This window comes from Streptomyces sp. NPDC101237, assembly GCF_044767465.1.
Taxonomy (GTDB): Bacteria; Actinomycetota; Actinomycetes; order Streptomycetales; family Streptomycetaceae; genus Streptomyces; species Streptomyces gramineus.
The window spans coordinates 391,334-399,328 of record NZ_JBIWNY010000005.1 but is presented as its reverse complement, the minus strand read 5'-3'; the positions used below and the strand labels follow the sequence as shown (position 1 = coordinate 399,328).

7 protein-coding genes are annotated in these 7,995 nt (G+C 73.2%); 2 read left to right on the top strand and 5 right to left on the bottom strand.

Going from position 1 to position 7,995, the window contains the following annotated elements; translation table 11 throughout:
• Nucleotides 1-165: 165 nt before the first annotated feature.
• The 5 genes from ACIRQ9_RS11150 to ACIRQ9_RS11130 are packed head-to-tail and all read right to left on the bottom strand — an operon-like array spanning nt 166 to nt 5,812.
• Complete coding sequence (locus tag ACIRQ9_RS11150) at nt 166-1,476, bottom strand: DUF58 domain-containing protein (RefSeq protein WP_404169875.1); 1,311 nt, start codon at nt 1,474-1,476, stop codon at nt 166-168.
• Nucleotides 1,476-2,465: an AAA family ATPase gene (locus ACIRQ9_RS11145; protein ID WP_404169921.1), complete on the bottom strand. Its 990-nt coding sequence runs from the start codon at nt 2,463-2,465 to the stop codon at nt 1,476-1,478. The genes ACIRQ9_RS11150 and ACIRQ9_RS11145 overlap by 1 nt, the downstream gene beginning before the upstream one ends.
• Complete coding sequence (locus ACIRQ9_RS11140; RefSeq protein ID WP_404169872.1) at nt 2,465-3,661, bottom strand: DUF4350 domain-containing protein; 1,197 nt, start codon at nt 3,659-3,661, stop codon at nt 2,465-2,467. Before ACIRQ9_RS11140 ends, ACIRQ9_RS11145 begins: the two co-directional genes overlap by 1 nt.
• Nucleotides 3,658-4,413, bottom strand: a complete 756-nt coding sequence (locus tag ACIRQ9_RS11135) for a DUF4129 domain-containing protein (protein WP_404169869.1) — start codon at nt 4,411-4,413, stop codon at nt 3,658-3,660. The genes ACIRQ9_RS11140 and ACIRQ9_RS11135 overlap by 4 nt, the downstream gene beginning before the upstream one ends.
• A gap of 31 nt (nt 4,414-4,444) precedes the next feature.
• Nucleotides 4,445-5,812, bottom strand: a complete 1,368-nt coding sequence (locus tag ACIRQ9_RS11130; RefSeq protein WP_404169866.1) for a hypothetical protein — start codon at nt 5,810-5,812, stop codon at nt 4,445-4,447.
• 140 nt (nt 5,813-5,952) lie between these two features.
• Between ACIRQ9_RS11130 and mtnA the strand changes: the two genes are divergently transcribed.
• The gene (mtnA, locus tag ACIRQ9_RS11125) at nt 5,953-7,095 is read left to right on the top strand and encodes an S-methyl-5-thioribose-1-phosphate isomerase (protein ID WP_404169863.1); all 1,143 of its coding nucleotides are present in this window, start codon (nt 5,953-5,955) and stop codon (nt 7,093-7,095) included.
• A gap of 210 nt (nt 7,096-7,305) precedes the next feature.
• A complete protein-coding gene (gene mtrA / locus ACIRQ9_RS11120) occupies nt 7,306-7,995 on the top strand; it encodes a two-component system response regulator MtrA (RefSeq protein ID WP_015659998.1) in 690 nt (229 codons plus the stop codon).

Here is a 7,995-nt window from a genome sequence, read left to right as displayed (position 1 = left end):
GCCGATGGTACTGCAGGGGGGACCCTGTGGGAGAGTAGGACACCGCCGAACAATCATTGGGAAAGGCCCACACCGTATGGTGTGGGCCTTTCCGCATTTCCGGGGCCTTTTATTCGGTGCGGAGCGGGAGAAGTGGCAGGTCCGTCCACGGGCCTGCCAGGAGTTTCAGAGCCGGCCCGCCGCTTTCAGGGCCAGGTATGCGTCGGCCAGTGCGGGAGCGAGATCTTCAGGCGTCGCGTCCACAACCGTCACACCGCGCCGACGGAGTTGTTCCGCCGTGCGGTGCCGCTCGCTCTGGGCGTGCGCCGCTGCCGCCGCTTCGTACACCGCGTCGGCGTCTCCGCGTGCCGCCGCCATCCGGGCGACACGAGGGTCGGCCACCGACGCGAGCAGCACCGTGTGGCGTTGGGTCAGCTGAGCGAGGACGGGGAGCAGGCCCTGTTCGACCGGCGCGGTGTCGAGCGTCGTCAGGAGCACGATCAAAGAGCGGCGTGGAGCCGCCCGGAGGGCCGTGGCCGTGAGCCCGCGCGCGTCCGTCTCGACGAGCTCGGACTCCAGCGTCGCCATCGCCTCGACCAGGGACGGCAGGACGTCGCCCGCGGCACGGCCCTGCACGCGGGCACGGACCCGGCGGTCGTAGGCGAGCAGATCCACCCGGTCGCCCGCACGCGAGGCGAGGGCGCCGAGGAGGAGCGCCGCGTCCATCGAGGCGTCCAGGCGCGGGGCGTCCCCTACGCGGCCGGCGGAGGTGCGACCGGTGTCGAGCACCAGGAGGATGTGCCGGTCCCGTTCGGGACGCCAGGTGCGTACGGCGACCGCCGACTGCCGGGCGGTGGCACGCCAGTCGATGGAACGGGTGTCGTCACCGGGAACGTACTCGCGCAGGCTGTCGAATTCGGTGCCCTCGCCGCGGGTCAGGACGCTGGTGCGGCCGTCGAGTTCACGCAATCGGGCGAGTTTCGACGGCAGGTGCTTGCGGCTGGTGAACGGGGGCAGAACCCGTACGGTCCAGGGCACCTTGTGGCCGCCCTGGCGGGAGAACAGACCGAGGGGGCCGAAGGAGCGGATCGTGACGCGGTCCGCCTGGCGGTCGCCGCGACGGGTGGGACGCAGCCGGGTGGTCACGCGCCGGCGTTCGCCGGGCGGGACGGTGAGGCGGTGTCGTGACGCCTCGATCTCCGTGCCCGGCTCCCAACTGCTCGGCGGCCAGCCGTCCCTGAGCCGGGCCCGCAAGGTGCGTCCCGACGGGTTCGTCACGGTCAGGGTGACGTCCGCGCTCTCGCCGAGGCGCGCCGACGTGTCGCCGGAGCGGGTCAGCACCAGGCGTCGTACGGGAGCCGCCAGGGCGAAGTCGCAGGCGCAGGCCAGCGCGATCGAACCGTTCACGGCGAGGACACCCGTCCAGCTCGGGTCCCAGATGCCGAGCGGGACGGATCCGATGGCCGCGAGGAGGGCGGCACGTCCGGTGACGGGCATCAGCGGGGGACCGGGACGTGGGCCAGGATCGCGTTGATGACGGAGTCGGCCGTCACGCCCTCCATCTCGGCCTCCGGGCGGAGCTGGACACGGTGGCGGAGGGTGGGCAGGGCGAGGGCCTTGACGTCGTCGGGGATGACGTAGTCCCGGCCGGTCAGCCAGGCCCACGCCCGCGAGGTGGCGAGGAGGGCGGTCGCGCCACGAGGTGAGACGCCGAGGGTGAAGGACGGCGACTCGCGGGTGGCACGGCAGATGTCGACGACGTAGGCGGTGATCTCGGGAGAGACCGTCGTCTTGGCGACCGCGGCGCGGGCGGCTTCGAGGTCGGCGGGGCCCGCCACCGGGCGTACGCCGGCGGCGCGCAGGTCGCGCGGGTTGAAGCCGTCGGCGTGGCGGGTGAGGACGTCGATCTCGTCCTGGCGGGAGGGGAGGGGGATCGTCAGCTTGAGGAGGAAACGGTCGAGTTGGGCCTCGGGGAGGGGGTACGTGCCCTCGTACTCGACAGGGTTCTGGGTGGCGGCGACCAGGAAGGGGTCGGGGAGCGGACGCGGGGTGCCGTCGACCGTGACCTGGCGTTCCTCCATGGCTTCGAGGAGGGAGGACTGGGTCTTGGGCGGGGTGCGGTTGATCTCGTCCGCGAGGAGGAGGTTGGTGAAGACCGGGCCCGCCTGGAAGGAGAACTCGGCGGTGCGGGTGTCGTAGACGAGGGAGCCCGTGATGTCGCTCGGCATCAGGTCGGGGGTGAACTGGACGCGTTTGGTGTCCAGTTCGAGCGCTGCGGCGAGCGCACGCACGAGCAGGGTCTTCGCCACACCGGGGACCCCTTCGAGGAGTACGTGTCCACGGCACAGGAGAGCGACGACGAGGCCGGTCACGGCGGGGTCCTGGCCGACCACGGCTTTGGCGATCTCGGCGCGCAGGGACTCCAGGGAGGCCCGGGCGTCGGCCGGGTTCCCGGTGGTCCCGGCGTTGTCAGTGGTCGGGTCCATCATGGACGGCGTACCTCTCTTTCGAGGGCGTCGAGTTGGTCGGTGAGGGCGATGAGGGCCGCGTCGTCGCCGGGCGGCGGTCCGAAGAGCAGGGCGTGCAGGGCCTGGCCGTCGCCGTGGAGGTGGGCGGAGAGGGCGGGCAGCAGGGCCTCGGGCGCGTCCGCCTGGGAGACGGGGACGCCGACGAGCGGGGCGAGCCGGGTGCGTGCGGTGGCGCGGAGAGCCGCGGCCGCCCGGTCGCGGGCGTTGGCCTTGCGGTAGAGGCGGGCGCGGCCTTCGACGGTCTCGGAGGCGCGGACCGCCACGGGCAGTCTCTCGGGCACCAGCGGGCCGAGCCGGCGTGCGCGCCAGAAGGCGGCGAGGACCGCGGCGAGGAACAGCTGGAGCGCGCCCCACAGCCAGCCGGAGGGGAGCAGGTCGAACAAGGTCTTCTGGTCGTCCGTGCCGGCGGCCGACGCGTCGGAGAGCGAGGGGAGGTACCAGACCAGATGGTGGCGGGAGCCGAGGAGCTGGAGGGCGAGCGAGGCGTTGCCCTGCTGGTCGAGCCGGTCGTTGAGCAGGATGTCGGGCGAGCCGAGGACGACGGTGTCGCCGCCTCCGGAGGCCGCGGGGACCCGGATCAGCGTGGCCAGACGCTGGCTGGGGTAGCAGGTGTCGGCGTCGAGGTGGGTGGTGGTGTAGCGGATGCCGCCGGTGTCCGCGCGGCCCGCGCGGCGGGCCGCGGCCAGTCCGCAGTGCGGGTCGAGCGTGGACTTCAGGCTGGTGGCGGGGTCGGCGGTGACGCCGGGGGCGAGCCGTTCGACGGACGTGCTGCCGGCCGCGACCAGGACGGTGCGGCCGCCCGATCCGGCGGTCGACAGCCGCAGCTGGGACTGCTGCCCCGGAGTGAGCAGGTCGGGGACGGCGATCAGCAGGGTGGTGTCCCGGCCGGCCGCGGCGCGGGCCTCGGACAGGGTGGTGACCACGCGGGTGGACACGCCCCGGTCGGCGAGGAGTTCTGCGACGGCGCGGCTGCCGTAGGGGTCGACGGAGCGCGGGTCGAGTTCGCCGTGCCTGCTGTCGGAGCGGATGACGGCGATGGCGACGGCACCGGCCAGCAGGAGCACCACGGCGAGGACGATGCCCCGGCTGCGCGTCCAGACCTGGCGGGTGGTGGGCGCGGTGGTGGTGGGCGCGAGGGCTGTGCCGGTCGTCATTCGGCGTCTCCCCGGCGGATGTGGTGGGCGGTGCTCGCGGTGCTGGTCGCGAGGGTCGGCCTGGTGCGTTCCAGGTCGCGGTCGAGTTCCGCGATGCGCTCGTACGACGCCTGGGTCGCCCTGCGGCCGCCGTACGTCACGTCGTCGAACTCGCGGGCGGCGGCGCGCAGCCGGTCCGGGTGGGCGGGCAGCACGCGGCCCGCTTCGTCGGCGGCCTCGTCGGCGGTGCGGCCCGGACGGACGTCGAGCAGGGCGCGTTCCTCCAGGGAGCGGACGACGGCGCGCATGCGTTCCTGGAGGGCCTGGTTCCAGTGGCCCTGGGCGGCGTGGGCCTCGGCGGCCGCGCGGTGTTCGGCGGCGCTGCGGGGGCGGTCGTCGAACAGGGCGGTGGCGGAGACGGGCCGGCGGTGCGGTGTGCCCAGACGCCACCACAGGGCGCCGACGACGGCGACGACCGCCAGGACCACGACGACCAGGCCCAGCGTGCCTCCGGGTGTCGCGGACGCGGCGGCGGACAGCATGCGGCCCGCCCAGTCCAGGAAGGCGTGCAGGGCACGCTGGAACAGTCCGGGGTCGTTCTCGTGGTACATCCGTTTGGCCAGCTCGCGCCGTGCCGCCTCCCGCGCAGGGTCGCGCGGGATGGTCACGGGCGGCTCGTCGCCGGAGCGGGCCGACGCGAGCAGGGCTGTCTCCCGGGCCCGCAGCAGGCCGCGTACGGCCCCGTCGGCGGCGCGCGGCAGGACCGCGGGCACCGCGGTGAGAACTCCCCCCGGACTCACCGCATCAGCTCCCCGGGACGGCGCCGGCGGCGCTCGCGCCGTGGTTCTCCACGCCGGCCGCGCGGGCCAGTTCGAGGTCGAGGGCCTCGCGGCGGATGCGCTGGTCGATGTAGAGGAGCACGGTGACGCCCGCGTTGATCGGGAAGGTCAGCATGGAGCCGATCACCGATCCGATGCCGCTGATCACGAGGAACGTCCAGCCGACGCTGGTGTTGGTGCTCTCCAGGAAGCCGGAGTAGCCGTCGCCGCTGAGGATGGCGGCGATCACGGCGAAGGGGATCACGGCGATCGAGGAGATGACGTTGGCGATGATCGTCGCGAGGATCTGGATGCCGAAGACCCGCCACCAGGAACCGCGGACGAGCTTGGCCGAGCGGCCCAGCGACTTCGTGATGCCCTGCTTCTCCAGCATCAGGGCGGGAGAGGCCAGCGAGAAGCGGATCATCAGCCACAGGGTGACGACGGCGCCCCCGAGGATGCCGACGATGAGCAGTGCGGCGATGGCGCCGCCGGGGCCGCCGGCGATCGCCACGACGATGCCGGGCAGTGCGCCGACCAGCAGGACGCCGACCGCGATGAGTCCCAGCAGGACGATGAGGCCGAACAGCCTCAGCACCTGCGGGCGGGCGTCGCGCCAGGCCTCGCCGATGGTCACGGACCTGCCGAGGACGGCGCGGCTGGTGACGGTGGTCAGCAGGGCCGTCGCGATGATCGTGCCGACCAGCGAGATCAGCAGGACGGCGCCCGAGCCGGCCATGACCTCGCCCGCGGCGCGGGAGACCTCCCGGAGGGAGGCGCCCGGTTCGTTGAGGGCGTCGGTGGTCTCGGTGTCGTTGAGGACGAAGCCCTGGAGGAGGATGACCGCGACCTGGGTGACGACGGCGACCGTCAGCGAGATGCCGAGGACCGTGCGCCAGTAGGTGCGCATGGTGGAGACGGCGCCGTCGAGGATCTCGCCGACGCCGAGCGGGCGCAGCGGGATCACGCCGGGCTTCGCCGCGGGCGGAGGGCCGCCCCAGCCGCCGCCCCAGGCTCCGTAGCCGCCGGGCGGGCCGTAGCCGCCGGGTCCACCGGGGCCGCCGTAGCCTCCGTAACCGCCGCCGGGGGGCCGGCCGCCCCAGCCGGGGCCGGGCGGTGGTGGCGGCGGTGCCTGGCCCGGCGCCGGGGCGCCGGTGGGCGCGGACCACTGGCCGGCCGGCGGCTGGTCCTTGGACCACTTCGGACCGGAGTCCTGTGGGCCGGTACCCGGCTGCTCGGAGGGCTGCTCGGCAGGGCCTGCGGGAACGGGGCGGTCGGCAGGGGCGGACGCGCCGGGTTCCCGCCCGTCGGACGGGGCGGATCCGGGCGAGGCCCAGCCCGGAGTGTCGTTCATCGAAGCTCCTTCACGGTGCCCGTCCGCGGTCGCGGTGGCAGGTTGGCTGCCATCGTGCCATGGGCAGGTCACCCAGTGACCTGCCGCGGTACAGGCTCCGCACCTTCAATTGTCCGCCGGATCCGGGGCAGACTGACGGCATGGCTGATCAGTACGCGCAAACCGGCGAGGACAAGCGGCCGACAGGAATGCCCGTGATCCGGTGGGAGGAGCCGCCCGAGGGCCCCGTGGTGGTCCTTCTCGACCAGACCAGACTGCCGGCCGAGGAGGTCGAGCTGGTGTGCACGGACGCGTCGGCCCTGGTCGAGGCGATCCGGACGCTCGCGGTGCGCGGAGCGCCGCTGCTGGGCATAGCGGGGGCGTACGGCGTCGCGCTCGCCGCCGTGCGGGGGTTCGACGTCGACGAGGCGGCGCTGGCGCTGGAGGGGGCCCGGCCCACGGCCGTGAACCTCTCCGTCGGGGTGCGCAGGGCCGCCGCCGCGTACCGGTCGGCGCTGGCGAAGAACGGTGACACCGGGGCGGCTGCCGTGGCGGCGCTGGTCGCGGCGCGGGCGCTGCACCGGGAGGACGCCGAGGCGAGCGCCAGGATGGCCGGGCACGGGCTGGCGCTCCTCGACGAGTTGCTGCCGGGCGGCGGGCATCGCATCCTCACCCACTGCAACACCGGGTCGCTGGTGTCCGGGGGCGAGGGGACGGCGTTCGCGGTGGCCCTGCAGGCGCACCGGGCGGGACGGCTGCGGCGGCTCTGGGTGGACGAGACCCGTCCGTTGCTGCAGGGCGCCCGGCTGACGGCGTACGAGGCGGCGCGCAGCGGCATGGCGTACAGCCTGCTCACCGACAGCGCGGCCGGTTCGCTGTTCGCCGCGGGCGAGGTGGACGCGGTGCTGATCGGAGCGGACCGGATCGCGGCCGACGGCTCGGTGGCGAACAAGGTGGGGAGCTATCCGCTGGCGGTGCTGGCGCGGTACCACCATGTGCCGTTCATCGTGGTGGCGCCGTTGACGACGGTGGATCCGGAGACGCCGGACGGGGCGTCCATCGAGGTAGAGCAGCGCCCCGGCTACGAGGTGACCGAGGTCATAGCGCCGCACGTGCCGGTGACGGGCGCGGGTGGCGGGATTCCGGTGGCACCGCTGGGGACGCAGGCGTACAACCCGGCGTTCGACGTGACGCCGCCCGAGCTGGTGACGGCGATCGTCACCGAGCAGGGGGTGCTCTCGCCGGTGACGGCCGAGGGGCTGGCGGAGCTGTGTGCCAGGTCACGGCAGGTGCCGATCGGCTGACGACGGCCGGTGCGGCGGCTGAAACGACCCCTCGACCTGCGGTGATGAGCAGGGCGGGGGGCGTCGGCCGGCACGGGGTGCGCGGCGGCTCTCGTGGGCCCGCGCCCGGTCCCGCCGTATCCGTGGGCAGACAGTGACGCCTTCCTGCGGCTATCGTCACAGGCCGGTGACCCTGGTCACCTGCGCAACCTTCACTGTTATGAGAATGGGATGATGTCGTTTATGAAGGGACGAGTCCTTGTCGTCGACGACGACACCGCACTGGCCGAGATGCTCGGCATCGTGCTGCGTGGTGAAGGTTTTGAGCCGTCTTTCGTAGCCGACGGCGACAAGGCGCTGGCCGCTTTCCGTGAGACCAAGCCCGATCTGGTGCTGCTTGACCTGATGCTGCCCGGCCGGGACGGCATCGAGGTGTGCCGTCTGATCCGGGCGGAGTCCGGGGTGCCGATCGTGATGCTCACGGCCAAGAGCGACACCGTCGACGTGGTCGTGGGCCTGGAGTCGGGCGCGGACGACTACATCGTGAAGCCGTTCAAGCCGAAGGAACTGGTCGCCCGGATCCGCGCCCGGCTGCGGAGGTCCGAGGAGCCGGCGCCGGAGCAGCTCGCCATAGGCGACCTGGTCATCGACGTGGCCGGGCACTCGGTGAAGCGCGACGGGCAGTCGATCGCGCTGACCCCGCTGGAGTTCGACCTGCTGGTCGCCCTCGCCCGCAAGCCGTGGCAGGTGTTCACCCGCGAGGTGCTCCTGGAGCAGGTCTGGGGCTACCGGCACGCGGCGGACACCCGTCTCGTCAACGTTCACGTCCAGCGGCTGCGCTCGAAGGTCGAGAAGGACCCGGAGCGTCCCGAGATCGTGGTGACCGTCCGTGGTGTCGGTTACAAGGCCGGACCGAGCTGA